The 25517-nt window shown below is 65.2% G+C and carries 27 protein-coding genes; 16 read left to right on the forward strand and 11 right to left on the reverse strand.

Annotation, left to right across the window (positions count from 1 at the left end):
• Positions 1-138: 138 nt before the first annotated feature.
• Positions 139-1026, reverse strand: coding sequence for a LysR family transcriptional regulator (locus FAZ98_RS25610; RefSeq protein WP_158955297.1), 888 nt, complete (start codon positions 1024-1026; stop codon positions 139-141).
• Positions 1027-1210: 184 nt separating this feature from the next.
• Between FAZ98_RS25610 and FAZ98_RS25615 the strand changes: the two genes are divergently transcribed.
• From FAZ98_RS25615 to FAZ98_RS25640, 6 genes are all read left to right on the forward strand, one after another.
• The gene (locus FAZ98_RS25615; protein WP_233272842.1) at positions 1211-2467 is read left to right on the forward strand and encodes an MFS transporter; all 1257 of its coding nucleotides are present in this window, start codon (positions 1211-1213) and stop codon (positions 2465-2467) included.
• A gap of 118 nt (positions 2468-2585) precedes the next feature.
• Complete coding sequence (locus FAZ98_RS25620) at positions 2586-3845, forward strand: M20 aminoacylase family protein (protein ID WP_158956533.1); 1260 nt, start codon at positions 2586-2588, stop codon at positions 3843-3845.
• A gap of 137 nt (positions 3846-3982) precedes the next feature.
• Positions 3983-4273 carry a hypothetical protein gene (locus FAZ98_RS25625; protein WP_158955301.1) on the forward strand — a complete coding sequence of 97 codons (291 nt, stop codon included), beginning with the start codon at positions 3983-3985 and terminating at the stop codon, positions 4271-4273.
• A gap of 270 nt (positions 4274-4543) precedes the next feature.
• The gene (locus tag FAZ98_RS25630; RefSeq protein ID WP_158955303.1) at positions 4544-4867 is read left to right on the forward strand and encodes a ribonuclease E inhibitor RraB; all 324 of its coding nucleotides are present in this window, start codon (positions 4544-4546) and stop codon (positions 4865-4867) included.
• 388 nt (positions 4868-5255) lie between these two features.
• The gene (locus FAZ98_RS25635; RefSeq protein ID WP_158955305.1) at positions 5256-5807 is read left to right on the forward strand and encodes a sigma-70 family RNA polymerase sigma factor; all 552 of its coding nucleotides are present in this window, start codon (positions 5256-5258) and stop codon (positions 5805-5807) included.
• Positions 5808-5885: 78 nt separating this feature from the next.
• Complete coding sequence (locus tag FAZ98_RS25640) at positions 5886-6983, forward strand: FecR family protein (RefSeq protein ID WP_158955307.1); 1098 nt, start codon at positions 5886-5888, stop codon at positions 6981-6983.
• 99 nt (positions 6984-7082) lie between these two features.
• Here the strand turns inward: FAZ98_RS25640 and FAZ98_RS25645 are convergent, their stop codons facing one another.
• A complete protein-coding gene (locus tag FAZ98_RS25645) occupies positions 7083-8528 on the reverse strand; it encodes a DHA2 family efflux MFS transporter permease subunit (protein ID WP_267904871.1) in 1446 nt (481 codons plus the stop codon).
• 144 nt (positions 8529-8672) lie between these two features.
• On the opposite strand from FAZ98_RS25645, the gene FAZ98_RS25650 reads away from it, so the two are divergent.
• Complete coding sequence (locus FAZ98_RS25650) at positions 8673-9533, forward strand: LysR family transcriptional regulator (RefSeq protein ID WP_158955311.1); 861 nt, start codon at positions 8673-8675, stop codon at positions 9531-9533.
• A gap of 39 nt (positions 9534-9572) precedes the next feature.
• On the opposite strand, the gene FAZ98_RS25655 is transcribed toward FAZ98_RS25650, so the two are convergent.
• The gene (locus FAZ98_RS25655; protein ID WP_158955313.1) at positions 9573-10451 is read right to left on the reverse strand and encodes a LysR family transcriptional regulator; all 879 of its coding nucleotides are present in this window, start codon (positions 10449-10451) and stop codon (positions 9573-9575) included.
• A gap of 151 nt (positions 10452-10602) precedes the next feature.
• On the opposite strand from FAZ98_RS25655, the gene FAZ98_RS25660 reads away from it, so the two are divergent.
• Entirely contained in the window at positions 10603-11559 is a 957-nt protein-coding gene (locus tag FAZ98_RS25660) for an AEC family transporter (protein ID WP_158955315.1), read from the forward strand.
• Positions 11560-11668: 109 nt separating this feature from the next.
• Here the strand turns inward: FAZ98_RS25660 and FAZ98_RS25665 are convergent, their stop codons facing one another.
• Positions 11669-12838: a hypothetical protein gene (locus tag FAZ98_RS25665; RefSeq protein ID WP_158955317.1), complete on the reverse strand. Its 1170-nt coding sequence runs from the start codon at positions 12836-12838 to the stop codon at positions 11669-11671.
• 416 nt (positions 12839-13254) lie between these two features.
• Here FAZ98_RS25665 and flhD point away from each other — a divergent pair, with 416 nt between their 5' ends.
• On the forward strand, positions 13255-13572 hold the full coding sequence (flhD, locus tag FAZ98_RS25670) for a flagellar transcriptional regulator FlhD (RefSeq protein WP_158955319.1): 318 nt from the start codon (positions 13255-13257) through the stop codon (positions 13570-13572).
• A gap of 21 nt (positions 13573-13593) precedes the next feature.
• Positions 13594-14232 carry a flagellar transcriptional regulator FlhC gene (flhC, locus tag FAZ98_RS25675; RefSeq protein WP_158955321.1) on the forward strand — a complete coding sequence of 213 codons (639 nt, stop codon included), beginning with the start codon at positions 13594-13596 and terminating at the stop codon, positions 14230-14232.
• 120 nt (positions 14233-14352) lie between these two features.
• On the opposite strand, the gene FAZ98_RS25680 is transcribed toward flhC, so the two are convergent.
• A complete protein-coding gene (locus tag FAZ98_RS25680) occupies positions 14353-15012 on the reverse strand; it encodes an NAD(P)-dependent oxidoreductase (RefSeq protein WP_158955323.1) in 660 nt (219 codons plus the stop codon).
• Between the two features lie 135 nt (positions 15013-15147).
• Between FAZ98_RS25680 and FAZ98_RS25685 the strand changes: the two genes are divergently transcribed.
• The gene (locus FAZ98_RS25685) at positions 15148-16146 is read left to right on the forward strand and encodes a LysR family transcriptional regulator (RefSeq protein ID WP_158955325.1); all 999 of its coding nucleotides are present in this window, start codon (positions 15148-15150) and stop codon (positions 16144-16146) included.
• 41 nt (positions 16147-16187) lie between these two features.
• On the opposite strand, the gene dctA is transcribed toward FAZ98_RS25685, so the two are convergent.
• Both dctA and FAZ98_RS25695 read right to left on the reverse strand, forming a co-directional pair.
• Positions 16188-17555 (reverse strand): C4-dicarboxylate transporter DctA, encoded by a 1368-nt coding sequence (dctA, locus tag FAZ98_RS25690; protein WP_158955327.1) that lies wholly within the window; start codon positions 17553-17555, stop codon positions 16188-16190.
• A gap of 162 nt (positions 17556-17717) precedes the next feature.
• Positions 17718-18884 carry a mandelate racemase/muconate lactonizing enzyme family protein gene (locus FAZ98_RS25695; RefSeq protein ID WP_158955329.1) on the reverse strand — a complete coding sequence of 389 codons (1167 nt, stop codon included), beginning with the start codon at positions 18882-18884 and terminating at the stop codon, positions 17718-17720.
• 140 nt (positions 18885-19024) lie between these two features.
• On the opposite strand from FAZ98_RS25695, the gene FAZ98_RS25700 reads away from it, so the two are divergent.
• Positions 19025-19987 (forward strand): LysR family transcriptional regulator, encoded by a 963-nt coding sequence (locus tag FAZ98_RS25700; RefSeq protein ID WP_158955331.1) that lies wholly within the window; start codon positions 19025-19027, stop codon positions 19985-19987.
• Between the two features lie 18 nt (positions 19988-20005).
• Here the strand turns inward: FAZ98_RS25700 and FAZ98_RS25705 are convergent, their stop codons facing one another.
• Positions 20006-20989: an aldo/keto reductase gene (locus FAZ98_RS25705; protein WP_158955333.1), complete on the reverse strand. Its 984-nt coding sequence runs from the start codon at positions 20987-20989 to the stop codon at positions 20006-20008.
• A gap of 9 nt (positions 20990-20998) precedes the next feature.
• Complete coding sequence (locus FAZ98_RS25710) at positions 20999-21409, reverse strand: (R)-mandelonitrile lyase (RefSeq protein ID WP_158955335.1); 411 nt, start codon at positions 21407-21409, stop codon at positions 20999-21001.
• 100 nt (positions 21410-21509) lie between these two features.
• On the opposite strand from FAZ98_RS25710, the gene FAZ98_RS25715 reads away from it, so the two are divergent.
• Positions 21510-22412, forward strand: a complete 903-nt coding sequence (locus tag FAZ98_RS25715; protein ID WP_158955337.1) for a LysR family transcriptional regulator — start codon at positions 21510-21512, stop codon at positions 22410-22412.
• Positions 22413-22431: 19 nt separating this feature from the next.
• Here FAZ98_RS25715 and FAZ98_RS25720 read toward each other — a convergent pair whose 3' ends face one another.
• A complete protein-coding gene (locus FAZ98_RS25720) occupies positions 22432-22803 on the reverse strand; it encodes a winged helix-turn-helix transcriptional regulator (protein ID WP_158955339.1) in 372 nt (123 codons plus the stop codon).
• A 100-nt stretch (positions 22804-22903) separates the two neighbouring features.
• Between FAZ98_RS25720 and FAZ98_RS35985 the strand changes: the two genes are divergently transcribed.
• Both FAZ98_RS35985 and FAZ98_RS25725 read left to right on the forward strand, forming a co-directional pair.
• Positions 22904-23164 (forward strand): NmrA family NAD(P)-binding protein, encoded by a 261-nt coding sequence (locus FAZ98_RS35985; RefSeq protein WP_199272413.1) that lies wholly within the window; start codon positions 22904-22906, stop codon positions 23162-23164.
• Positions 23100-23870, forward strand: coding sequence for an NmrA family NAD(P)-binding protein (locus FAZ98_RS25725; RefSeq protein WP_199272414.1), 771 nt, complete (start codon positions 23100-23102; stop codon positions 23868-23870). Before FAZ98_RS35985 ends, FAZ98_RS25725 begins: the two co-directional genes overlap by 65 nt.
• Before the next feature lie 122 nt (positions 23871-23992).
• Here FAZ98_RS25725 and FAZ98_RS25730 read toward each other — a convergent pair whose 3' ends face one another.
• Positions 23993-24496, reverse strand: coding sequence for a DUF1993 domain-containing protein (locus tag FAZ98_RS25730; protein ID WP_158955341.1), 504 nt, complete (start codon positions 24494-24496; stop codon positions 23993-23995).
• 76 nt (positions 24497-24572) lie between these two features.
• Here FAZ98_RS25730 and FAZ98_RS25735 point away from each other — a divergent pair, with 76 nt between their 5' ends.
• On the forward strand, positions 24573-25505 hold the full coding sequence (locus FAZ98_RS25735) for a LysR family transcriptional regulator (RefSeq protein WP_233272843.1): 933 nt from the start codon (positions 24573-24575) through the stop codon (positions 25503-25505).
• Positions 25506-25517: the final 12 nt, after the last annotated feature.

Genomic DNA, 25517 nt, shown 5'->3' on the forward strand with positions numbered 1-25517 from the left:
CGCAGAAAAGGGTCATGACAGCCCGGCGGCCTGTATATGCATACAGTAGTTTACTCACGGGCGGGAGTTCGCGCAAGACGGGGCGTGAGACTGCGCGAAAGGCGAGAGCCGTGCCGCGACCGGCAAAACGCCAGCGCGTCAACCCGCCTCGGCGACCGCTGCGATGAAGGCGTCGAGCGCCGGATTGACCGCGTCGGCGCGCCAGACGAATTCGACGGGATACGACAAGGTCAGGTCCGCGTGCTCGATCAGCATCACCTGGTTCGGACAACTATAGATGCAGGCCTCCGGCACGATCGCGTAGCCCATGCCGGCGGCCACGAGGCCGAGTATCGTCGAGACGTCGCCGCCGATCGGCACGATGCGCGGCGAGAAACCGGCAAGCTGGCATTGATGGATCAGAAAGTCGTTATAGGCCGGCGCCACTTCTCTCGCGAACCACATGAACGGTTCGTCTTTCAGCTCGGCGAGACGCGTGGGCACCACGGGCGCGGAACCGTCGGCGGGGCGCGGGACCGCGAGCCGCAAATGGCAGTCGAACAGATGACACGCGTTGAACGCCGGGTCGCGCGGATCGCGCCACGCGAGGAACCCGCCGTCGAGACTGCCGCTCGCAATGCGCGCCAGTTGCTTCGCCGCCAGCGCGGGCTCGAGCATGACGGTGACGTCGGGATGCGTGGCCTTGAAGTTACGCACGGGTTTCAGCGTTGCCGGATGCCAGCTGTAATTGGGCGCCAGCCCGATCTTCAACGCGCCCGCCTGGCCTCGCGCGAGCCGCACGAACAACTCGCGCGCGGTTTCCAGATCGCCCAGTAACCGCCGCGCGTCGATGGCGAAGCGCTCGCCCGGCACGGTCAGTTGCACGCCCTTTGCATTGCGATGAAACAGGTCGCTGCCCAGTTCTTCTTCGAGATCGCGGATCTGTCTGCTCAATGCGGGCTGGACGATATGAAGTCGTCGCGCGGCTTCCGCCACGCTGCCGCAATCGGCGACGGCAAGGAAATATCGCAGGTGTCGGAGTTCCATGGTCCCTGTGGGTCGACTCGCCTATACCTCAAAAGTATAGCCGCCATTTTTGAAGAGTATGCGTGTCGCCGCACGCCTCGCGTTTAGGCTGTTCACACGTCAAAACGATGAGAGACACAACATGGCGAGTGAGAACACGGTCTTGCGACGATCCGACGCGGTGGTCGCTTCGAGCCGACGAGCGGTGGCAGCCGCGTCGGTCGGCAACATTCTGGAAATTTACGATTTCATTGCCTACGGCATCTTCGCCGTTCCCATCTCCCGCACGTTCTTTCCCGCCAGTTCGGACTTCGCCGCGCTGATCCTCACATTCATCACGTTCGCCGTGGGTTTCCTCGTGAGACCGGCCGGTGCGCTCGTGCTCGGCCGCTACGCGGACCGGGCGGGCCGCAAGAAAGCGCTGAGCCTCACCTTGCTGCTCATGGCCGCCGGAACCGTGGTGCCGGCCGTGTGCCCGTCGTATGCCAGCATCGGCGTGGCGGCGCCGCTCCTGATCGTGCTGGGCCGCCTCGTGCAGGGCTTTTCGGCGGGTGGCGAAATTGGCGGCACGGTGGCCATGCTGATCGAGAACGCGCCGCAATCGCGCAAAGGGCTGTTCGGCTCGTTCCAGCAGATGTCGCAAGGCGGCGGCACGCTGATCGCCGGACTTGTGGGACTCGCGTTGACGAGCTGCTTCACGCAGGCGCAGATTTTCGGCGGCGCGTGGCGACTGGCGTTCGCGTTCGGGCTGCTGATCGCGCCCGTGGGCTGGTACATCCGGCGCTCGGTGGCCGAAACGCCCGATTTCGAACACGCGCAGCGTGCGCCGCGCCGTGCGCTGTGGCCGCAACTGGTCGAATACAAGGGGCGCGTGCTGACCGGCGTGGCGATCATGGTGTTCTGGACGATTGCGACCTACGTGTCGAATTACTTCACGACCTATGCGGTGCGCGAAGTGCATTTGAGTCTCTTCGACAGTTATATCGGGCAGGTGAGTTACGGCATTGCGATGATGACGATGTGCCCGATCGTGGGCGCGCTCTCGGACCGTATCGGCACCCGGGCGCCCATGCTGTTCGGCGCCGCGCTGACCGCGGTTGTCGCGTATCCGCTCTTCCTGCTGCTCGCGCATTACCCGAGTCTCGCCACGCTCGTGGCGGTGCAGGTCGCGATCGCGTTTTTGCTCGCGTGCTATGCCGCGTGTGCGTCCACCGTGCTGGGCAGCGTGTTTCCCACCGGGTTTCGCGCAACCGGCGTGGGTCTCGCGTACGCCATCGGCGTGACGGTGTTCGGCGGCTTCACGCCGGTGGCCGTGACCGCGCTGATCGGCTTCACGGGCGACCGGCTCGTGATCGGCTATTACCTCGCGGCGGCGGCGCTGATCAGTTGCGTACCCGTGCTATTTATTTCGCACCGCGAAGGAAAAGCGGCGCCGGAAGCGGCGGCCGTTCAATTCGAATGATGCGCGTTCACGCGACGCGATTCGCTTGTGCGAATGGCGCGGCGTGAAGCCCAGTTTTAAGCCTGAAGGGAAGCCTGAAATGAAAACCGTAGTGAAACCGGGCAGCACAAGGAACAGGATGATCGTCGAGGAATCCATTGCCGCCTTTCAACCCGAACTGACGCGGATCCGGCGTCACCTCCATGCGCATCCCGAGTTGCGCTTCGAAGAACAGCAAACCGCCGACTATGTCGCGACGCTGCTCGAAGCCTGGGATATTCCGGTCGTGCGGGGCATTGGCGGTCACGGTCTGGTGGGCATCTTGCGCGGCGAAGGCAACGGCAAGCGTTCGATCGGACTGCGCGCCGACATGGATGCGCTGCCGATGCAGGAAGCCAACACGTTCGCGCATGCGTCGCGGCACGAAGGCAAGATGCACGCGTGCGGCCACGACGGGCACACGGCCATGCTGCTCGGCGCGGCGCGTTATCTGTCGCAACATCGCGACTTCGACGGCACCGTGAATTTCATCTTTCAGCCTGCGGAAGAGGGCGGTGCGGGCGCGCGCCGCATGATCGAAGACGGCCTGTTCGAGCGTTGCCCCATGGATGCCGTGTTTGGCGTGCACAACTGGCCGGGCCTGGCGGTGGGACGTTTTGGCGTGCGGCCCGACGCGCTGATGGCGTCCAGCAACACGTTCAGCCTGCAGATCGGCGGGCGCGGTTCGCACGCGGGGCAACCGCATCGCAGCGCCGACCCGGTCATGATCGCCACGCAGATCGCGCAGGCGTGGCAGACCATCGTCTCGCGCAATGTCGATCCCAACGACTCCGCCGTGTTGTCGGTCACGCAGATCCACGCGGGCGACGCCGTGAACGTGATTCCCGAACACGCGGTGTTGAGCGGCACGGTGCGCAGCTTCAGTGTCGACGTCACCAATCTGATCGAGAGCCGGATGCGCACGATCGCGGAAGGCATTGCCGCGGCCTTCGACGTCGATCTCACGTTTCATTTCGCGCGCATCTATCCGGCGCTCGTCAATCACGCCGTCGAAGCCGGTCTCGTCGCCGACGTCATGGGCGAACTGGTCGGCGCGGAGAACGTCGACGAAAACATGACGCGCACCATGGCCTCGGAGGACTTTTCGTTTTATCTGCTGCACAAGCCGGGCGCCTATGCCTTTATCGGCAACGGCGACGGCACGGAGCGCCTGCCGGGCCAGGCGGAAGGCCCGTGTCAGTTGCACAGCGCGAGTTACGACTTCAACGACGCGTTGCTGCCGCTCGGCACGAAATACTGGGTCGCGCTGACGCACGCGTATCTCAACCGCGTGGAGTATCCGCTGCGCTGTATTCAGGCCACGCATCGCGGCTGGCCAGTGGCGAAGGCGGGTGCCTGAAACACGGAAGCGGCGGTACAGGGCGGCATGCCGGGCGAAGGGCGGTGTACCTCGTGTCATCGTCCGGACGACTTCATGTGCTACTGTAGATGTTCGGAGCCAGTAGGACGTTTCATTCGAACACCAGAAGGATGCTCATGGAATTCAACAATGGCGCTGTACTCGAAGCTCTACGACTCGCGTTGTATCGACAAATACCGTGGCATAAGCGGCCGGCTATTTTCACGCTGCTTCGCTCGCAGGGGCTGATTCAGACCATTGACCAGAAACCTCCGCCCAGCACGAAGTTTCTCCCCACTCTCCAGATTGCTGTCCTGACCGAAAAAGGACAGAAAGAAATTCAGCGTATCGAGGCTTCCGTGCATGTCGCGGGTTGGCTCGAAGACGATTACTTCGCCACATTTCTCGCCGAAGTCGCGTTCGTTTGATCGGCGTGATCGCGCGGTGGCGCGTATTTGGGGTTCGATAAAGGTTTCGATAGCGGTGCGAACGGGTCTTGGAAAAGGCCCGTTTTTGTTGTGTGCCCGAATGCGGGTTCGTCGTTATTCACGAGCACGGCTTTGCTGGTGATGGCTGCCGGGCAATCGCGCCGCGCGCGACCCGCGTGCATCGAATGAAACGACGCGCTCTGCCAAACTTTTTCCTGATCTTCATTACCAGAATAAAAGGGGAAAGCCGTGTCAGTCGTGGAGACTTTGGTGAAAACCGCCCTGGCGGACGTCGACCATTTGCGTGCGATGGATGCGAAGGGCGATGACTTCAGCCTGTCGCGCGATGTCGAGTTCTGCCTGCTTGCGCCTTCCGCGGAAAAAGCGGCAACGGTTGCCGGATTCATCAACGACTACCAGTACGGCCGCGCCTCGGTGCAGCACGTCGAGGCGCAATGTCGGGTGCTCGTTCTCGTCCACATGCCCGTGCTTCAGCACAATATTCTGGCGGTGTCGGGGTTCATGACGTGTATCGCGGCGCTCTTCGGACTCACTTACGACGGTTGGGGCTGCGTCGTTCAGCAGCGGAACTGACGAACTCACTCGCCATTGGGCCGCAATATCGCCGCATTCTTCCGCCCGGCGAAGCGCATTAAAACCGCGCCCACGCTGCAACCGTCAGTCCATGTCGCGCCTTTTGCGTGGCGCTGGCTAACCGCACCGCCGCCCACCGCCTGACCGGCCGCGCCGCGCGTTCCGATCCTGCGAACGCGCGAACGCGCGAATCCGCGATTCCGCGAACGCGCGAATGGCCCGCATTCCCTTTCCCAACCTTTCCCATCCGCATTTCCCTCTTGCTCCCATCCCCGGTTCGCGACGATAATGGAACAAGAATGATTCGCATTTAGAAATTAGCACCTGCAAGCAACCTGCTCGACCGCGCCCCGCCCGGATCCGGCATAGACGAAACCCGCCGATTCCCGTGGTCGAACGCTACTACCGCGAACTTGTTCGCTTCCTTTCCCGGCTGGTCAATGACGGCGATACCGCCGCGGATATCGCCCAGGAAAGCTACGTTCGCGTGCTTTCGCTGCGCAATACCGGCGCGGCGATCAGCGACCCGCGCGGCCTGCTGTATCGCACCGCGCGCAATCTCGTGATCGATACGCACCGGCGTGCTACAGTCCGCGCTCACCACGTGGACGAGCTGGAGACGATCGACGAGCCCGTCGCGCCCGTGTCGAGCCAGCCCGAGGCCGCGTGGGAAGCATCGCGGCGCACGACCGCGCTGGTCGCCGCCATCGACGCCCTTCCGCCGCGCTGCCGCGAAGCCTTCGTGCTGCACAAGTTCGACGGCCTGAGCCATGCCGAAGTCGCCGCGCGCATGGGCATTTCGCGCAACATGGTCGAGAAGCACGTCATACGCGGCGTGGTCGCGTGCCGGCAGCGGCTGGCGGCGTTCGAGTGCGCGACGGCGGAATCCGCGAGCGCGGAAACGTGCGCCAGGCCGCGCGCCGAAGCGCGGGCCGAATGACGCGCGATGCAAACGGCTCTGATGTCAGGTTTTCGCGGTGTCGCGCGTCTTCCAGATATACGCGCTGACGACATGACGATGGAACGACCCCACTCTCCCCCGAACGAGCCCCCGCATCCCTCTCCCGCCAACGCCGATATCGAAGCGCAGGCGGCGGCGTGGTTCGTCCGGCGGCAGGGCGACGCGCACGGGCGGCGGCAGGGCGGCGCCGGCGACGAAGCCGCGTTTCGCGCGTGGCTCGGGGAACACCCGGCGCACGGCGCGGCCTATGAGCAGATCGCGAACGCCTGGCAGGCGCTCGACCGGTTGCCCGCGCACGAGATCGCGCGCTGGCGTGCCGAAGCCCATGAGCAGGCGAAAGCCGGCGCCGAAGCCCGCGCGCTCGCGTCTCCCGGCCGCCGCGCCTTCGTGCCGCGCTTCGCGCTGGCCGGCACCGCGTTCGCGCTCCTGGGCGGCGGCGCGCTGGCCTGGCGGCTTTGGGAAACCACGCCGACGTTCAGCGCGAGCTACGAAACGCCGCGCGGCGCGTTCCAGACCGTGTCGCTGCCCGACGGCAGCAAGCTCGACCTCGACACCGATACGCGCGTCGAGGCGCGTCTGTACCGGCATCGGCGCGAAGTGCGTCTCGTGCGCGGCCAGGCGATGTTCGCCGTGCGTTCCAATGCCGGTTGCCCGTTCGAGGTGCTCGCGCGCGGCGTGACGGTGACGGTGGTGGGAACGCGCTTCGCCGTGCGCTGCACCGAAACAGGCCTCGAGCACGGCAACGTGCGCGTGGCGGTGGAGGAAGGGCGCGTGCGGGTGGCGGCGGGGTCGGCATCGGCTGCGGGATCGGTGCCGGCGCAACAGGACGTGGTCGAACTCACGGCGGGACAAGCCGTGGCCACGGACGCCAGCGGCGCGCTGCGCGCCATCGGCACGATCCCCGCCGCCGACGTGGCCGCCTGGCGCGACCATCGCGTGACTTTCGACAACACCACGTTGCTGCGCGCGTTGCAGGAATTCGAGCGCTACGGCGCGACGAACGTGCGGGTGGACGCCCCCGCGGTGGCCGCCATGCGCCTCACCGGCAGCTTCGACGTGCGCCAGGCGAGCCGCTTCGTGTACGCGCTGCCGCGTGTGTTGCCCGTGCGTTTGCGCGCGCGCGGCGACGCGATCGAGATCGTGCGCGCGGTGTAGAGCCAGTTAGCGAAGACCGCGATTGTCGATGTGAAATGACGCCGATGTTGCGAGCGCGTGGCGCGTATCACTGCAAAAGGTCGACAAAGAAAAAAGCGCTCAGCGACCGCTCGCCGCCGCTTCGCCGGCGCCGGGCGCGGACGCAACGGGTTTCGCGCCCGTGGGCGGCTCCGTTTCGATGCGCCGGAACACCAGCGCCGAAACCAGCGTGATCAGGCCCACGCCCGCGAAGCTCACGCGAAAGCCCAGCGCCACCGAGCCCCATTGCGCGGCCACGAGGCTCACGAGCGCGCCGCCGATCGTCACGCCCAGACCCATCGCGAGCATCTGCACCATCGAAAAGAGACTGTTGCCGCTGCCCGCGTCCTCGTGCGAAAGCCCCTTGAGCGTGACGCTGTTCATCGCCGCGAACTGCATCGAATTGGCCGCGCCGAAGACGGCGAGCACGATCACCTCGACCGCCATGGGCGTGCCGCGCGAGATCAGCGCGAACGCGACGATCGACGCGCCCACGATCACCGTGTTCACGAGCAGGAACAGTTCGTAGCCGTAGCGGCGAATCAGCGGCGCGATCCAGCGTTTCGCGAGCGTGCCCGAGAGCGCGGCGGGCAGCATCATCAAGCCCGAGCGCAGCGGCGAATAGCCGAGTTCGAGCTGCATCAGCAGCGGCACGAGAAACGGCACGGCACTCGATCCCACGCGGCACACGAGATTGCCGATCAGGCCCACGCTAAAGTTCGGTTCGCGGAACAGCGCGAGACGGAACAGCGGATTGCGGCGGCGGCGCGCGTACGGCACGTAGGCGAGCGCGGCCGCGATGCCGAGCACGAACAGACCCGCGGACCACGCGCCGCGATGCGTCTGCACCGGCGCGTCGAAGGCCAGCGAGAGCGCGATCATGCACAGCGAGAGCAGCGCGCAGCCGGCCACGTCGAAGGGCGGCGCGGCCGTGCCCGAGGCGCGCGGCAAATAACGCTGCACGGCGAACAGGCCGGCAATGCCGATCGGCACGTTGATCAGGAAGATCCAGTGCCACGAAATGGCCTCGACGAACCAGCCGCCGAGCGTCGGCCCGACAATCGGACCCACCTGGCCCGCGACCGAGATGAGCGCGAGCGCCGCCACGTATTCCTCGCCCTGGATCGAGCGCAGCACGGCGAGCCGGCCGATCGGCAGCAGCATCGAGCCGCCCACGCCTTGCAGTACGCGCGCGACCACGAGTTGCGTGAGCGAGTGCGCGCTCGCGCAGCACAGCGAGCCGAGCACGAACACGAGGATGGCGGTGAAATAGACGCGGCGCGTGCCGAAACGGTCGGCGAGCCAGCCCGAGGCGGGCGTGAGCATGGCCATCGTGAGCGTGTAGGCGACGATCACCGGCTGCATCACGAGCGGCTTCACGCCGAGGCTATGGGCGATGGACGGCAGCGCCGTGTTGACGATCGTCGTGTCGAGCGCCTGCATGAAAAAACCTGTGGCGACGATCCACAGTAGCGCGGTCTGGCTTGAATCTCGGGTCATTGCAGCGTCTTGATGCGCCGCGCGAATGCTCGGGAGTGGGGCCAGATCGGCGGCGCAATATCTTGAATACGGTCATGATATTGTCACCGCTGTCCATCGGGAACCCCACTAAGGGCACTCACTGTCATCGGGGTTGCCGATAACCGTCGATCCTTGCTCACCGTGCAGACCATGCTCAACCCCATCTGGCTCAAGACTTTCGCGGCGGTCGCGGCGTGCCACAGCTTCACGGAGGCGGCGCGCCAGCTCGGGCTCACGCAGTCGAGCGTGAGCGACCACGTGCGGCGGCTAGAAGAGGCCGTCGGCCGCCGCCTGTTCGTGCGCGACACGCATTCGCTCGCCATCACGCCCGACGGCGAGGCGATGCTCGCGCATGCGGGCGCGATACTCCAGGCCATCCACCGCGCGCAGGCACAGTTTCGCGCGCCGCGCCTGCGCGGCCGCGTTCGCCTCGGTTCCTCCGATGACATCGCGCTCGGTCCGCTGCCCACCGTGCTGGCGGCGTTTCGCAACGCGCACCCGGACGTCGAGCTGGAGATCACCATCGGCATGACGGGACGGCTGTACGAGTTGCTCGACGCGGGCGCCATCGACCTGATGGTGGGCAAGCGGCGGCTCGGCGACCGGCGCGGCACGGCGCTGTTCACGGGCCGCCTCGAATGGCTCGCGCGCACCGGCACGATGGTCGATCTCGAACAGCCGCTGCCGCTGCTGCTGGTGGCCGAGCCGAGCGTGACGCGCGCGGTGGTGCTCGACGCGCTCGCGCAAACCGACTTCCGCTGGCAACTCGTGTGCACGAGCAGCAGTCATTCGGGTTGCGTGGCGGCGGCGCGCGGCGGGCTGGGCATTACCGTGCGGCCGCAATATCTGGCCGCGCGCGGGCTCGCGCCGCCGCTGAACGTGGCGAGCTTGCCGCTGTTGCCCGACGTCGAATTCATCGCGCTCGCGGCGAAGCGGCTCTCGCGACCCGCGCAAACGCTGCTGGAATTGCTGCACGAAAGCGATTTGCGCGGCGCGTGGGTGGGCGAATAAGTCCGACCGGCTGGATTTCGCCGCGCGCTCGCACGCGCGTTATGCCGCGCGCTGGGTGAGATCGAGAAAGTGGCGCAGGCACGGGTTCGGATTCCCGGCGCGCCAGACCAGCACCTGCTCGATATGCGGCGCGTCCAGGAGCGGGCGGAACACGACCTGGTCGAACGCGGCCTTCGTCATGGAAAGCGGCACGAGCGCAATGCCGGCGCCTTCGTTCACCAGACTCAGAATGGTCTGCTGAAGCTGCACCTCGAAGCGGATCGACGGAAAAAACCCCGCCGCGAGACAGTGATCGACGATGGCGTTGCGCAGCGCGGGCGCGACGTCGGGGATCGCCACGACGAAGGCTTCGCTGGCGAGACGCCTGGCGGCAATGCGGCGGGCGCGCGCGAGCGCGTGGCCGCGATGGAGCGCGACGCAGAGCGGCTCCGAAGTGACTGTGCGGCGTTCCAGGCCGAGTTCCGCGGCGCCGGGAATCAGAATGGCCGCGTCCATTTCGCCCGCGCGCACTTTGGGCGCGAGGTCTTCGGACACCACCTCGCGCAGTGCCAGCGTGACTTCGGGAAACGCGCCGCTGAAGGCGGTGACGAAGCGCGGCACGACGCCATAAGCGGCGCACATGGTGAAGCCCAGTGTGAGTTTGCCGATGCTGCCGTGCTCGGCGGCCACGGCGTTGCGCGCGGCCGCGCCGGTGGAGGCGAGCAGCGCTTTCGCATCGGCATAAAACTGGCGGCCCGCAGCCGTCAATTCCACGTGGCGCGAATTGCGCTCGAACAGGCGTACGCCGAGCGATGCCTCGAGCGCCGCGATCTGGCGGCTCAACGGCGGCTGCGAGAGATGCAGCGCTTGCGCCGCCTTGCCGAAGTGACGCGTTTCCGCGAGCACGACGAAGTAGCGCAGCGGCTTGATATCGAGCATGGCCGATCCCGGTGGATCAAACGCATTGAACGGAAGCGCCGTGAGCGAAACCGAATCAATGCAGAAAAGGTATTGTTGCTTGCCGATAATAGCATTGGAATGTATTAATCGGCTTCGCTATAGTGCGCGGTTCCGATTCCGTCCCGCCGCCATGCTTTCCACTTTTTCGATTCTTCTGCCCATTTTCGGGCTCATTCTCGCCGGCTTCGTGTGTGCGAAACGCGGTGTACTGGGCCCGACGGCGGCTTCCGAACTCAACAAGTTCGTGGTGTGGCTCGGCTTGCCCGCGCTGCTGTTCAACATCATGGCGCACTCGACCTGGCAGCAGCTCGACCAGCCGGGCTTCATTGCCGTGTTCTCGATCGCGAGCGCCGTGCCGTTCCTCGTGACGCTCGCGGGCCGCCTGATCGCGCGCCGCCGCCTCGCCGACGCGAGCATCGACGCCATTGCCGCCTCGTACCCGAACACGGGCTATATCGGCTTTCCGCTGTGCCTGCTGCTGTTCGGCCAGTCGTCGCTGACGCCGACCACCATCGCCACGATTCTTGTCGCGTGCGTGCTGTTCGCGGTGGCGATCGTGCTGATCGAAGTGGGCTTGCAGGTGGAGCGCGCGCCGCACAAGCTGGCCGCCAAGGTACTGATGGCGCTGGCGCGCAACCCGCTGATCGTTTCGCCGATCGTGGGCGCGCTCGCGTCCGCGGGGCACGTCACGGTGCCGGAAAGCGTGGAGACCTTCCTCAAGCTGCTGGGCGGCGCGGCGAGCCCGTGCGCGCTCGTGAGCCTCGGCCTCTTTCTCGCGAAGAAGAAGCCCGAGGGCGAGCAGGTCGGCGGCGCGGTGGTGCGCGACGCGGTCGTGCTCACGCTCATCAAGCTGATCGCGCAACCGTTGATCGCCTGGTGGCTCGCGACGCGCGTGTTCGCGCTGCCCACGGCGCTCGTCAACGTGACGATCCTGCTGGCGGCGCTGCCCACCGGCACGGGGCCGTTCATGCTGGCCGAGTACTACCGGCGTGAAGCGAGCATCACCTCGCGCGTGATTCTGTTTTCGACCTTGGGCGCGATCGTTTCGCTCTCGCTGGTGATGACGTGGCTGATCCGGCCGGCTTGAGCGTGGCGGCATCAAGCGTGTCGCGCGCTGCCATAAGCACCGGCGCGCGGCGATAAAAAAGCGGCGGACCGGTTTTCGGTTCGCCGCTTTTGCTGGGTCGCGACACCACTTATTCCGGCGGCAGATGGTCCTGCTTGAGCGCCATCGTCACGAGCCGCTGCGTGATGTTGGGGTCACGCGCCTGGGCAGCCAGCTGCCCGGCGTGATGGTAGATGAGATCGACCTTCTGCTCGCGATCGGGTTCGGCCTTGATCGCCGCCAGTTCGGGGGTACCCGCGGTCTTGTTGCGAACCCAGTCCGCCAGTTCGGGCGTCACGTGTTTCGGCGGCCCGGACGTGGGTGCGGCCGCCATGTTCGCACGCATCTTGAGCAGGTGGTCCGGCATGGAAGGGGGAATGTGCGCCACTTCAACGAGGCCGAATTTGGCAATGGCTTCGGGATGAATCTTGCGCTCGGATTCGCCGGTGTCGGTGCCTGCGATGTAGTCGCCCTGATGGCCCGGCGCGGAAACGGGCGCTTCCCACGCGTTGTGCGTGTGAACCTTGCCGGGTTTCAACTCCGCTTTCGCGGGATGAACCACGGCGAACATGACGTTGGTTTTGTCGGCTTGCGCATAACCGTCGGTCGGTTCGCTCGACGTGTAGAGCCCGGCGCCGTGAAAATTCTTGCCGCCGATACCGCCGCCTTTGCCCTGGTTGGCCTCGGCGGAAAAACCGTGCTGCCGGATGGCGTTGGCGTTCTCTTGCGTCGTCACGTGATAGCCGAACACCTCGACCTCGCCGTGCTCGGCTCGCAGCGTTTCCTTGATACGGGCTTCCATCTTGCCCACCTGCGCGCCTTGAGGCACGCCCGTATGCAGGGCAAGGCCGGGCGCGTCGAGCACCTTGCCGCCCAGCGGCTTGACCCCCGCCGCGGCCGAGACCGCACTCGTGGCCGCGACCGGCGACGTCTGCACGTTGCTCGACGCCATCGCCATCGAATGATGCCATTCGGATTCCGAAGCAGGCGATTTGGCTTCGGCGCGCTCGGGCAGAATCGCGTTGAAACGGGGGCGCTTGTTCGGCGTGTCGGCGCCGGATTCGTCGACGGGCGAGCCGGTGCGTTTCGTCGACCCGCTGCGCGACGGCGAGGGCGCGCGCATACGAGCGAGGCCGCCTAGCGCGTGATGCTCGGGCGGCCGCGTGGGCGTACCGGCATTGGGCCGGTTGCCGCCGGCGGGCTCGCCGGTGTGGTGATTGCCGCTCTCGTGAATCGCGTCGTTCGAGCCTATGCGCACCATGGTTGACGGGTCTCCGAAGATCGTCGATCCGTCATCGTAGCGGCCCCGCGAGCCGTCTTTGCCGCCGCGTGCGAAGCGGGCTTCAAATGTGCGAACACGCTCTGCGCCGGCATTCGCGCTACGCGCTCTTTAAGGGCGCGAATGTCAAAACGAAAGCGTTTATATCGTGCCGTAGAACAATTTCCGATAACGGCTTTATCACCGAGAACTGTTGTCGATTGATTAAATTTATTCGTATGAATATTGACCCACCCCAGGTGCCGGACTAATCTGGGAATTGCAAACATCTACCAAGCGCCCGGTTCGTCGGCCTTTTTGGGAACGCATCATTGCGGAGTTTGCCGGCGAAGTTGGTTGATGAAGGGAGCCAGGCGTTTAGCGTAGTCGCTAAGGTTCAGCGATCGAGGCTAACAACCATGAACACGCTCGACATTCAGGAAAGCATTCGCGAAGTCAATCTGTCTTATCTCGTGCTGGCGCAGCGCATGCTGCGCGAAGACCGGGCGATCGGCATGTTCCGGCTCGGTTTATCCGGCGAGGTCGCCGACCTGCTGATGGGCCTGTCGCTCGCGCAGGTCATCAAGCTCGCGTCGTCGGATCACTTGTTATGCGCGTTCCGCTTCAACGACCAGATGCTGCTCTCGGCGCTCACGCAGCCCGCGAAGCACGTTGAGGTCGGCTCCGCCCATGCCGCCATTCTCATGGCCGGTCATCCCGTCGAACTTCTCGTCTAAGCCCGTTCCGTCATGAACACAATGACCCGAAAGAGCGTCACGGAAGACGCTCAGGAAGTCTTTCGCGCCATCGCGCTGATCGAACTCGGCGCGCGCATGCAGGTGCTCGAGAGCGAATTGTCGATTTCGCGCGACCGCCTCATCCGTTTGTATCGCGAGTTGCGCGGCGTCTCGCCGCCCAAAGGCATGCTGCCGTTTTCCGCCGACTGGTATATGCCGTGGCTGCCGAACATCCATGCCTCGCTGTTCTTCAACACGTATCTGTTCTTGCGAAAGGAGGCGAGCTGCTCGCATCTCGACGCGCTCACGAAAGGCTACAAGCTCTATCTGGAGCATTGCACGCGCACGGACGCCGAGCCCGTGCTCGACCTGACGCGTGCGTGGACCCTGGTGCGTTTCTTCGAAGCCGAGATGCTGCAACTCACGCCGTGTTGCCGCTGCACGGGCAAGTTCGTCGCGCACAAGCACGACTTGCAGAAGGGTGTGGTGTGCGGTGCGTGCCAGCCGCCGTCACGCGCGGGCAAGACGCGCAAGGCCGCGGCGCGCGCGGCGGTGCAGGCCTTTGCCGAAGTCACGCACGAGGAAGTGATCGAGCCGATAATCGACCCGATCGAAGCCGTCGATGCCGTGAACGAAGTGGCGGCATTTCAGGCGGCTTGACCGGCGCTCTCGAAGCGGCTTCAGGCTCGCGCGCTCACGCCTGGGCCGTGCGAGGCGCTGCGTAACGCGGGCCTTTTGCAACGTTTTTTTTGCGGTGGCCGCGCCAGGCGCGACACGGCGTTAGACGTTGCGCGCGGCCGTGAAACGCGCCTTGATGTGACGCGGCGTTTCGAGTTCATCGACAATCGCCACGGCGAGATCCGCCACCGCTATGCCGGCGGGCTTGTCGCCATCCATCAGCAGATCCTCGTTGCCAAGCCGATACGTGCCGGTGCGCTCGCCTTCTTCCAGGAAGGCGGGCGGGCTCACGAACGTCCAGTCCAGCACGGTGTTGCCGCGCAAGTCGGTCAGCGCGTCGCGCGCGGCCTTCGCGCCGGGGACGATATTCGGCGGCACGTGCGCGATGAAGCCCTCGGTATCCACGAGTTGCACGCCGGGCGCGACGAACAGGCTGCCCGCGCCGCCGATCACCACATAGCGCTTCACGCCGCTCGCTTCCACGCCGCGCACGATCGCGTCGTTGCCGCGCAGGAAGTTGTCGAACAGTTCGGGATCGTTCCAGCCGGGATTGAATGACGACACGACGGCGTCGTGACCTTGCACGGCGCTCGCGATCGACGCTTGCGAATACGCGTCGCCGCTAACCACGGTCAAACCTTCCTGCGGCGCGAGGCTGCCGCTCTTGCGGGCGATGGCCGTGACCTCGTGCCCGCGCGCGAGCAGTTCGCGCAACACGTGCTTGCCAACGAACCCCGACGCGCCAATCAACGCAACTTTCATGAAACCTCCTGGGTGCGTGCTCATGAGGCGGTGCTGCATGGGCACGCGGTGGGTAGATACGGAGGTATGCTACCGGCCGGGTCGTCACTTTAAAATACCGTGAAAGCTACTAACTCTTTTAAGTCCGACTTCAAAATGGGCGATCTGCGCCAGCTGGTGGTGTTCGCGGAAACGGTCGCCAGCGGCTCAATGAGCGCCGCCGCTGCGCGGCTCGGCATGACGCCCTCCGCGGTGAGCCAGACCATCAAGGCGCTGGAGCGGCAGGCCGGCGTCACCCTGCTGCATCGCTCGACGCGCAAGCTCGCGCTCACCGAAGACGGCAAGCAGTGCTACGCGCATTGCGAGCGGCTGATGTCGTCGTGGAAAGCGGCCAGCGATTCGCTCTCGCAGGCGCGGGACGCGCCCAGCGGCGAGCTGCGGATTGCCGCGCCGCTCGGTCTCGGGCCGCTGATCGCGCCCGCGCTCTCGCTGGTGTTGTCCACCTGGCCGCAACTGCGCTTGCGTCTCATGGTGAGCGACGACATGGTCGATCTGATCGATGCGCGCGTGGATCTCGCCATTCGCATCGGCAAGCTGGCGGACTCCGGCTGGACGGCCCAGAAGCTGTGCGAGCTCGACACCATCCTGTGCGCGTCACCGGCTTATCTGGAGCGTCATGGCACGCCCGGTACGCCCCAGGCGTTGAGCGGGCATCACTGGATCGCGCTGGAGCGCGAGGTCGAGGCCGCGCGCTCGCTGGATGCCGCGGACGGCGCGGCGCCTGCGATTCCGGTGACGCTCTACACGGAGAGTCGGGCGGAAAAACGCCCGGAAAAACGCCCGGAAAAGCGTACGGAAAAGCGGGTGAAGCAGACGGTACGCGTGAACGTGCGCGCGATGAGTACGTCGCAACCGGCCGTTCAGCAACTTTGCGAGGAAGGCATGGGAATCGCGCGCGTGTCGTATGTCGAGGTGCTGGCGCAACTCAAGAGCCGCAGGCTGGTCCACGTGCTGCCCAAGTGGGCGTTTGCGCCGCTGCCCGTGACGCTCGTGACGCCGCGCAAGGAAGGCCAGCCCGCCAAGGTGCGGGCGGCGGTGCAGGCGCTACGGGATTATTTCCGCGATCTGCCGGTGGTTCGGGCGAGCGGGGAGTGAGCAATGCCTTGATGCCGTGCGCTCCCCGCATTTGTGTGGTCTTAGCGCCGGCCGGTGCCCGCCACCGGGTCGCCCACCGACAACCCAAAACCGGTCGACTCCGGCGCGGCATGCGCCGTATCGGCATCGCCCGCGTCGAAGTCGGGGTCGCGATTGAGGATCGCGCGCGCACGATCGACATCCAGCGCGCCTTCCCAGCGCGCGACCACGATCGTCGCCACGCCATTGCCGATCAGGTTGGTCACGGCGCGCGCTTCGTTCAGGAAGCGGTCCACGCCTAGCAGCAGCACGAGCCCCGAGACCGGTATCTTGTGCATGGACGCGAGGGTCGCGGCGAGCGCGACGAAGCCCGCGCCCGCCACGCCGGCCGAGCCCTTCGAGGTCAGCAGCAGCACGCCGAGCACCACGAACTGATCGAGCAGCGTGAGATGAATGTTCATCGCCTGGGCCACGAACAGGGCGGCCATGGTGAGATAGATCGCCGTGCCGTCCGCATTGAACGTGTAGCCGGTCGGCAGCACCATGCCCACCACCGGACGCGAGCAGCCGAGATGCTCCATCTTCACGAGCATTTGCGGCAGCACCGCTTCGGTCGACGCCGTACCGAACGTGATCAGGATTTCGTCGCGGATATAGCGCAGATACTTCCACAGCGAGAAGCCGCACACGCGCATCACGAGACCGAGCCCGACCGCGACGAACAGGATCGACGTCGCGTAAAGGCACAGCATCAACTCGCCGAACGATGCGAGCGTGCCGAGACCGTACTTCGCGATGGTGAAGGCCATGCCGCCGAACGCGCCAATGGGCGCGACGTACATGACGATGCGCACGATGCCGAACATGCCTTGCAGAAACATGTCGAGCATGTCGACGAGCGGCGCGGTGCGCGGGCCGAGCTTGGCGAGCGCGATGGCGAACAGCACGGAGAAGAAGATGATCGGCAGGATCTCGCCGTTCGCGAACGCGCCCACAATGCTGTTCGGCACGATGCTCATGAGGAAGCCGAGCGTGGTGTGATCGTGCGCGGCGTGGGCGTAGCTGGCGATGGCCGAACTGTCGATATGCGCGGGATCGATATTCATGCCGCTGCCGGGCTTGATCGTATCGACCACGACCATGCCGATCAGCAGCGCGACGGTGGATGCCGCCTCGAAGTAGAGCAGCGCTTTCACGCCCACGCGGCCCGCTTCGTGCAGATCGTTCATGCGCGCAATGCCCACGACAACCGATGCGAAGATGATCGGCGCGAGCGCCATGCGAATCAGCTTGATGAAGAGATCGCCCAGCGGTTTGAGGTCGGCGCCTATGTCGGGGTAGAAGTGACCGACGGCAATGCCGGCCACGATGCCGATCAGTACCTGGACGTAGAGCTTCGAAAGATATTTTCTGAGTTTCGGGGGCCGCATGTCTGTCTCCTGAGCATGGCGCCATCCAGATGAGTTCGTGCGACCGCCAATCGCCGTGCATGCGGCGATTATGTTTCCGGTCGCGGCTGTGTTGCCGTCGTCGCGCCTTGTGCGTGGCGAACGCGGGCGTCGGCCAAAAATGGCCGGCGCCCGCGAGCGGCCTTACGCCGAGAGCTTCTGCATTTCCGCGTAGAGATCGGCCTTGCCCTCGAAGCCGATGCCCGGCAAATCCGGCAGGGTGATGTAGCCGTTGTCGACCTTCACGCCGTCGGGGAAGCCGCCGTACGGCTGGAACAGATCCGGATAGGACTCGTTGCCGCCGAGGCCGAGGCCCGCCGCGATGTTCAGCGACATCTGGTGGCCGCCGTGCGGAATGCAGCGGCTCGGCGACCAGCCATGCTGGCGCAGCATCTCGAGCGTGCGCAGATATTCGACGAGACCGTAGCTCAGCGCGCAATCGAATTGCAGCCAGTCGCGGTCCGGGCGCATGCCGCCGTAACGGATCAGGTTGCGCGCGTCCTGCATCGAGAACAGATCCTCGCCGGTCGCCATCGGATTGTCGTAATAGTTGCGCAGCGTGGCCTGCAGTTCGTAATCGAGCGGATCGCCCGGTTCCTCGTACCAGAACAGGTCGTATTGCGAGAGCGCCTTCGCGTACTGGATCGCGGTATCCAGATCGAAGCGGCCATTGGCATCGACCGCGAGTTTCTGGCCGTCGCCGAGCACGCTCAGGATCGAGTCGATACGGCGCAGATCCTCGTCGAGCGACGCGCCGCCGATCTTCTTCTTCACGACCGTGTAGCCGCGGTCGAGATAGCTGCGCATTTCGTCCTTGAGCTTTTCGTGATCCTGGCCCGGGTAGTAATAGCCGCCCGCCGCGTAGACGAAAATCTTGCGGTCGGGCTGGCCGTTGCCGTAGCGGTCGGCGAGCAGCTGGAAGAGCGGCTTGCCCGCGATCTTCGCCACCGCGTCCCACACGGCCATGTCGATCGTGCCGATGGCGACCGAGCGCTCGCCGTGACCGCCGGGCTTTTCGTTGGTGAACATCGTCGCCCAGATCTTGTGCGGATCGAGGTTGTCGCCGGCCTCGTCGACGAGCGTGGCGGGGTCGGCTTCGAGCAGGCGCGGAATGAAACGCTCGCGCATGAGCTTGCCCTGGCCATAACGGCCGTTCGAATTGAAACCGTAGCCGACCACGGGTTTGCCGTCGCGGATCACGTCGGTGATCACGGCGACGAGGCTCAACGTCATCTTGCTGAAGTCGATATAGGCGTTGCGGATCGGGGAACTGATCGGAACGGTCTTCTCGCGAATCTCAACGATTCTCATGGTGCGGTCTCCTGGACTGGCGCGATGGCTGGACGTTTCACAGCGCGGTTGATGGCTGCAATGGCCCGTAGCATAGCCCTGGAAGAACCGCCTATACTTCACCTCGATTCATTTCATTTTTTACCAAAAGTGAGAACGGTATGAGAACCGATGCCACTTCCGACTTCGAGTTCTTCGTGCAACTGGCGAAGCTCAAGAGCCTTTCCGGCGCGGCGCGGTCAATGGGCATCACGCCGCCCGCGGCCACCAAACGGCTGGGCATACTCGAAGCGCGTTTCCGTACGCGGCTCGTCAACCGCACCACCCGCAGCGTGAGCCTGACGCCCGAAGGCGAGACATTCGCGCGCTACGCCTCGCAGATCCTCGAACAGGTGCGCGAAATGGAAGACGCGATCGCGGGCTCGCCCGCCGACCCGCACGGGCGCTTGCGCATCAACGCGACGCTCGGTTTCGGGCGCACCACGATCGCGCCGCTGGTATCGGAATTCGCCAAGCGCTATCCGCATGTCGATATCCAGTTCGTCGTGACGGACCGCCCCGTCGATCTGGTCGAAGGCGCGTTCGACATGGCAATCCGCTTCGGCGAGTTACCGGATCAGCGCTTGCGCGCGCGTCGGCTGATGAGCAACCGCCGCTTCCTTTGCGCCTCGCCGAAGTACCTGGAGCGGCACGGCATGCCGCGGCGCAAGGAGGATCTGGTCGATCACCGCTGCATCATCCACACGCAAAACGACGATGCGTTCGGCGTGTGGCGTTTCATGCAGGAAGATCATCTGGAGGCGCTGAAGGTGAACGGCTCGCTCGCGAGCAACGACGGCGATATCGTGCTGCGTTGGGCGCTGGATGGCCATGGCATTCTGATTCGCTCGGAATGGGATCTCGCCAAATACATTCAGAGCGGCAGGCTCAGCCTCGTGCTGCCGGAGGTGGTGCTGCCTTCCGCGGATCTCTTCGTGTATTACCCGGGGCAACGCAACGAATCCATTCGCGCTCGCGCGTTCATCGACTTTCTGGTGAAGCATTTCGAGGCGCCATTCGTGCCGGTGGATATTGGCAAGCCGGCTGGCGGGCGGAAGCGGGCGGGGCGGGGGAAGGGGGGATGAGTTTCCTCCCCACGCGCCTCACTTCCCCACGCGCGCCTGCAAATGCGCCGGATAGCGCTCGCCCTGCACGGCGATGGGCGCAAGCCGCGCCTCGATATCACGCAGATTTTCCGCCGAAAGCGCAATGGCGGCGCCGCCGATATTCTCCGTCAACCGCGGCAATTTCGTCGTGCCTGGAATCGGTGCGATCCACGGCTTCTGCGCGAGCAGCCACGCGAGCGCGATTTGCGCGGGCGTTGCGTTCAGGCTCGCGGCGATCTGCTTGAGCACGTCCACGAGCGCCTGATTCGCCTTGCGATTTTCCTCGGAGAAGCGCGGCACGATATTGCGGAAGTCCGTTTGATCGAAGCCGGTGCTGGCGTCGATCGCGCCCGTCAAAAAGCCCTTGCCAAGCGGGCTGAACGGCACGAAGCCAATGCCGAGTTCTGCGAGCAGCGGCAGGATCGCGTGTTCCGGCTCGCGCCACCACAGCGAATATTCGCTCTGCAACGCGGCAACGGGCTGCACGGCATGCGCGCGGCGAATCGACTCGACGCCCGCTTCCGACAGGCCGAAGTGCTTGACCTTGCCCTGCTCGATCAACGTCTTGACCGCGCCCGCGACGTCTTCCATCGGCACCTCGGGATCGACGCGATGCTGATACAGCAAATCGATGCGATCCGTGCGCAGGCGTTTGAGCGCCGCCTCGGTGACCGCGCGAATGTTGTCCGGCTTGCTGTTCACGCCCTGCTGGACGTCGCCGCCTTCGAAGCCGAACTTGGTCGCGATCACGACCTGGTCGCGAAAGGGCGCGAGCGCCTCGCCGAGCAGCGTTTCGTTTTCGCCTTGCGCATAGGCTTCGGCGGTATCGAAGAAGGTCACGCCCTGCTCGAACGCGGCGCGGATCAGCGCGATCGCGTCGGCTTTGTTCGTGGCCGGCCCGTAGCCGTAGCTCAATCCCATGCAGCCCAGTCCCATTGCCGAGACTTCCAGGCCGCTATTCCCCAGCATCCGTTTTTGCATGTTCGCTCCTTAGCGTGCGGTTGCGCCCGCGTGATAGTGCGCGTCCGAAACGGGTTCCATCCACGTGACCGGACTGCCGTCGAGTTGTTCGGCGATGGCGATATGCGTCATCGCGGTGGTGGCGGTGGCGCCGTGCCAGTGCTTTTCGCCGGGTGCGATCCAGACGATGTCGCCCGCGCGAATGTCTTCCACCGCGCCGCCGTCGCGCTGTACCCAGCCGCGGCCGGCCGTGACCAGCAGCGTCTGGCCGAACGGATGCGTGTGCCACGCCGTGCGCGCGCCCGGCTCGAAGGTGACGGTGGCGCCGCCGGTCCGGGCCGGCCCGGTGCCGGCGAAGGGCGCGTCGATGCGCACCGTGCCGGTGAAGTAGTCGGCGGGTCCGGCCACGGACGATTGCGAACCGCATCGGGTGATCTGCATGATGGTCCTTGCGAGCGTGTCTTGAGGCGTTCAATGTAGCAATCCGGCGTCAAGCGATAAAGCGCTAGAATCCGCATGAAGTTATAAGTGAGGCTTATCAATGGCGCGCTCCGATCTCTCCGATATTTCCGCCTTTCTCGCGGTCGCGCGGGAAGGCAGCTTCACGCGCGCGGCCGCGAAGCTCGGCGTGTCGCAGTCCGCGCTCAGTCAGACCGTACGCAATCTGGAGGCGCGGCTCGGGCTGCGTCTGCTCACTCGCACCACGCGCAATCTGGCGCCCACCGAGGCGGGCGAGCGGCTGATCCAGTCGGTCGGTCCCCGTCTCGACGAGATCGAGGCCGAACTGAATGCGCTCACGGCGCTGCGGGACAAGCCGTCGGGCACGGTGCGCATTGCCGCGGGCGATCATTCGGCGGAAATGGTGCTGTGGCCGGTGATCGAGAAACTGCTGCCCGGCTATCCGGACATCGCGATCGAAATCGTCATCGACAACGGGCTCACGGACATCGTCGAGCAACGGCTCGATGCGGGCGTGCGGCTCGGCGAGCAGGTCGCCGGAGACATGGTGGCCGTGCGCATCAGCCCCGACGTGCGCATGGCCGTCGTGGGCACGCCGGGCTATTTCACGAGGCACCCGAAACCGAAAACGCCGCGCGACCTCACGGCGCACAACTGCATCAATATCCGGCTGCCAACAGCCGGTGGACTCTATGCGTGGGAGTTCAGGAAAGCGGGGCGCGAGTTGAACGTGCGCGTGGAAGGACAACTCATCTTCAATAGCGCGACCATGGCCGTGAAGGCCGCGCTGGCGGGCGCCGGTCTAGCCTACGTGACCGAGCAGCGCGTGTTGCCGCACCTCGAAAGCGGCGAACTGGTGCGCGTGTTGCCCGACTGGTGCCCGTCGTTTGCGGGCTTTCATCTGTACTACCCGAGCCGCCGGCAACCCACGCCGGCGTTCGTGGTGGTGGCTAATGCGTTGCGCGAGGGCGCCCGGGTGCGATAGGTGCGATAGCGCGCGCGGGTTAGCGATCGTCGCCTGGGCCTTGTGCGGCGAACGCCTGCTGCGCGGCCTTGATGTCGTCGCGGTGCGCGTCCACCCATTGCAGCAGCGCACGCAGATGCGGCTCCAGCGAGCGGCCCAGCAGCGAGATCTCGTACATCACGGCAACCGGCGCCGTGCTCACCACGGAGCGCTTGACGAAGCCGCTCGCTTCGAGCCGCCGCAAACATTGCGTCAAGGCGCGTTGTGTGATGCCGTCGTTGGCGCGGCGCAACGCGTTGAAGCGCATCGGGCCCGCGCAAAGGTGCCCGAGCACCAGCAACGACCATTTGCTCGTGATCTCTTCGAGCACGAGGCGATTGAGTTCGAGCGCTTCCTGATCCTGCGTTGCCATGACGGGATACTCCGTGATACCTGGTTGTCTTCAAGTGCCTGATTGTATTCAGGTATAAATTCTATACCATGGGAAACACTCAACTTGACGGAGTGTCATCATGGTCGATCAGCGTGAAAACAAGGTGGATGAGGGCGCGAATCACGGCGTGCAACGCGTGCTGGTGTTCGGCGCAACGGGACAGCAAGGCGGCGCGGTCGCGGCGGCGTTGCTCGCGAAAGGCTGGCCCGTGCGGGCGCTCGTGCGCGACGCAAAGAGCGCGAAGGCGCAGGCGCTCGCGGCTCGCGGCTCGCGCCGTGGACGTGGTAGAGGGCGACTTCTCGAACGCCGACGCGTTGCAGGCGGCCATGCGTGGCGTTGATGGCGTCTTCAGCGTGCAGCCGAGTTCGGGGCAAGGCGCCGCCTACAACGTGTCCGACGCCGACGAGATCCGCTACGGCAAAACCGTCGCCGATCTGGCGAAGGCCGCCGGTGTAAAACATCTCGTCTATACCTCGGTGAACGCCGCGGGCGCCGAACCAACCGGCATGGGCCACTTCGACAGCAAAGCGGAGATCGAGGCGCATATTCGCGAGATCGGCATACGCTACACGATCGTGCGGCCCGCCGGATTCATGGAATTGCTGATGCTGCCGGGCATGGGCCTCGACCAGGGCAGGTTCACGTCGTTTTTGCGGCCGGAACAGCGCGGCCAGATCATCGCGGCGCAGGACATTGGGCGCATCGTCGCGGCGATTTTCGGCAACGTGGAGCGCTACGCGGGCCAGACGATCGAGATCGCCGGGGACAGCGTCACGGGGGCGAGTTTGCAGGCGAGCCTGAGCCGCGCGGCGGGCCAGCCTATCGCCTACTCCCGCTTTCCCGAGAGCCTGTTGCGGGAGAACGCGTTTCTCGGCCGCCTGGCCGATCTGTTCGACAATGGCCGGCTCGCGGGCAACGCGGATATCGCGGCGCTGGGGCGAGCCTTCGGACCGCTGCTGAGCTTCGACGCCTGGCTCGCGGGTCCGGGCAAGCCGCTGTTCGAAGCCGCGCTCAACGCCGAAGCGGCGCCCATCGCGCTGCGTTAGCCGCGCGGTTCATCGCTGGATCGTTGGCACAATCGGGGCGAGGAGCGCGGCCTGGCCCGCTGCACCACGGGCCACAGCCCTGCCCGAACGCGAGCGGTGCACATGCACACCAAGGCTGCCGCTCACACATCGAACGAATCCACCGGGCCGATGAAGTCGCGCTTCGTGAGGTCGACGCCATTCGCGCGCAAGATCGCGTACGCCATCGACACGTGGAAGTAGATGTTCGGAATCACGATCTGCAGCAGGTAGGTTTCGCCGCGCAGTTTGCCCGGCACCCACGATACCTTCACGATCCGGCTGGCGGCATTGGCGTAGTGGTCGGCCGTTACGCTTTCGGCGAACGCAAGGGTCTTGCGGATGCGCGCCCGTGCCTCGGCGAGCGTCTGCTCGTTGTCTTCGTGGCGCGGCGGCTCTTGTCCGGAGAGCCACGCCGCGCCGCCCTTCAGATAGTCGCACGCGCTCTGTATCTGATAGAGCAGGCCGGCCATGTCGGGCGCGAGGCGCGTCGTCAGCAGCACGCCCACGTCGAACTGTTTCGTGTTCGCAAAGCGCTCGGCCTTGTCGAGATACGTCTCCAGCGTGCGAACGGCCTGCACGCATTGCGCCATGGCTTGTGCATACATCGTTGATCTCCGTGAAAAGAAGTGGGGCACGTGGCGGCCGCCCGTTTCCCCTACAATAGGTCGACCTTGATTCCCCGTGAGCGAACGCGTGGACCGACTCGAAGCCATGGAAATGCTGGTGACCGCCGTGGATGGCGGCAGCCTTTCGGCCGCCGCGCGGCAACTGAAAACACCGGTCAGCACGCTCACGCGCAAGGTCGCCGACCTCGAAGCGCTGCTCGGCACGCGCCTGCTGATCCGCACCACGCGCAAGCTGACTTTGACCGATACCGGCATGGCCTATGTCGCGGCGGCGCGGCGCATTCTCGACCTCGTGCGTGATCAGGAGCACGAAGCCACCGGCGAATTCGCCACCGCACGCGGCGAACTGGTCGTGACCGCGCCCGTGCAACTGGGGCGCCTGCATGTCCTGCCCATCATCAACCAGTTTCTCGCGCAGTATCCGGACATTACCGTGCGGCTGCTGCTGTCCGATCGCAACGTCGACCTGACCGACGCGCATGCGGATCTCGCGGTGCGTATCGGCGAGTTGCCCGACAGCAATCTGATCGCCACGCGCATCGGCGCATTGCGGCCCGTCGTGTGCGCGAGCCCGGCTTTTCTCGCCGACCGCGCGCCGCCGCGCGAACCCGACGACCTCGTGAAGTATCCGTGCGTGGTGTTCAACAGCCCGTATCTTTCGCCGTGGCGCTTCCGGCTGCCCGCGACGAAGAAAACCTATCTGCTCGAAGTGAAGCCGCGGCTCGAGGTCACCGCGCCCGACGCCGCCGTGAGCGCCGCCGTGGACAACGCGGGCATCACCTTCGTGTTCGAGCACGACGCCGACGAAGCGGTACGCGGCGGCCAGCTCGAGATTCTGCTGCCGCAGTTCGAGATCGAGCCCGTGCCCGTTCATCTCGTGCATGTCTCGCGCAACCTCATGGCCGTCAAACTGCGCCATTTCATCGACTTCGCGGCGCCCCGGCTGCGCGAATCGCTTGCGCGGTTCGGCAAGCGCAAGCGGTCCTAGCCGTTTGCGCCG

Source organism: Paraburkholderia acidisoli, assembly GCF_009789675.1.
Taxonomy (GTDB): domain Bacteria; phylum Pseudomonadota; class Gammaproteobacteria; order Burkholderiales; family Burkholderiaceae; genus Paraburkholderia; species Paraburkholderia acidisoli.

Coding starts and splice junctions, on each gene's coding strand:
- dctA (WP_158955327.1), bottom strand. CDS start 17,555: ATGCGGCCCCCGAAACTCAGAAAATATCTTTCGAAGCTCTACGTCCAG.
- FAZ98_RS25665 (WP_158955317.1), bottom strand. CDS start 12,838: ATGGTGCGCATAGGCTCGAACGACGCGATTCACGAGAGCGGCAATCAC.
- FAZ98_RS25650 (WP_158955311.1), top strand. CDS start 8,673: ATGCTCAACCCCATCTGGCTCAAGACTTTCGCGGCGGTCGCGGCGTGC.
- flhD (WP_158955319.1), top strand. CDS start 13,255: ATGAACACGCTCGACATTCAGGAAAGCATTCGCGAAGTCAATCTGTCT.
- FAZ98_RS25655 (WP_158955313.1), bottom strand. CDS start 10,451: ATGCTCGATATCAAGCCGCTGCGCTACTTCGTCGTGCTCGCGGAAACG.
- FAZ98_RS25695 (WP_158955329.1), bottom strand. CDS start 18,884: ATGAGAATCGTTGAGATTCGCGAGAAGACCGTTCCGATCAGTTCCCCG.
- FAZ98_RS25715 (WP_158955337.1), top strand. CDS start 21,510: ATGGCGCGCTCCGATCTCTCCGATATTTCCGCCTTTCTCGCGGTCGCG.
- FAZ98_RS25700 (WP_158955331.1), top strand. CDS start 19,025: ATGAGAACCGATGCCACTTCCGACTTCGAGTTCTTCGTGCAACTGGCG.
- FAZ98_RS25710 (WP_158955335.1), bottom strand. CDS start 21,409: ATGCAGATCACCCGATGCGGTTCGCAATCGTCCGTGGCCGGACCCGCC.
- FAZ98_RS35985 (WP_199272413.1), top strand. CDS start 22,904: ATGGTCGATCAGCGTGAAAACAAGGTGGATGAGGGCGCGAATCACGGC.
- FAZ98_RS25610 (WP_158955297.1), bottom strand. CDS start 1,026: ATGGAACTCCGACACCTGCGATATTTCCTTGCCGTCGCCGATTGCGGC.
- FAZ98_RS25680 (WP_158955323.1), bottom strand. CDS start 15,012: ATGAAAGTTGCGTTGATTGGCGCGTCGGGGTTCGTTGGCAAGCACGTG.
- FAZ98_RS25620 (WP_158956533.1), top strand. CDS start 2,586: ATGATCGTCGAGGAATCCATTGCCGCCTTTCAACCCGAACTGACGCGG.
- FAZ98_RS25705 (WP_158955333.1), bottom strand. CDS start 20,989: ATGCAAAAACGGATGCTGGGGAATAGCGGCCTGGAAGTCTCGGCAATG.
- FAZ98_RS25625 (WP_158955301.1), top strand. CDS start 3,983: ATGGAATTCAACAATGGCGCTGTACTCGAAGCTCTACGACTCGCGTTG.
- flhC (WP_158955321.1), top strand. CDS start 13,594: ATGACCCGAAAGAGCGTCACGGAAGACGCTCAGGAAGTCTTTCGCGCC.
- FAZ98_RS25660 (WP_158955315.1), top strand. CDS start 10,603: ATGCTTTCCACTTTTTCGATTCTTCTGCCCATTTTCGGGCTCATTCTC.
- FAZ98_RS25685 (WP_158955325.1), top strand. CDS start 15,148: ATGGGCGATCTGCGCCAGCTGGTGGTGTTCGCGGAAACGGTCGCCAGC.
- FAZ98_RS25640 (WP_158955307.1), top strand. CDS start 5,886: ATGGAACGACCCCACTCTCCCCCGAACGAGCCCCCGCATCCCTCTCCC.
- FAZ98_RS25730 (WP_158955341.1), bottom strand. CDS start 24,496: ATGTATGCACAAGCCATGGCGCAATGCGTGCAGGCCGTTCGCACGCTG.
- FAZ98_RS25720 (WP_158955339.1), bottom strand. CDS start 22,803: ATGGCAACGCAGGATCAGGAAGCGCTCGAACTCAATCGCCTCGTGCTC.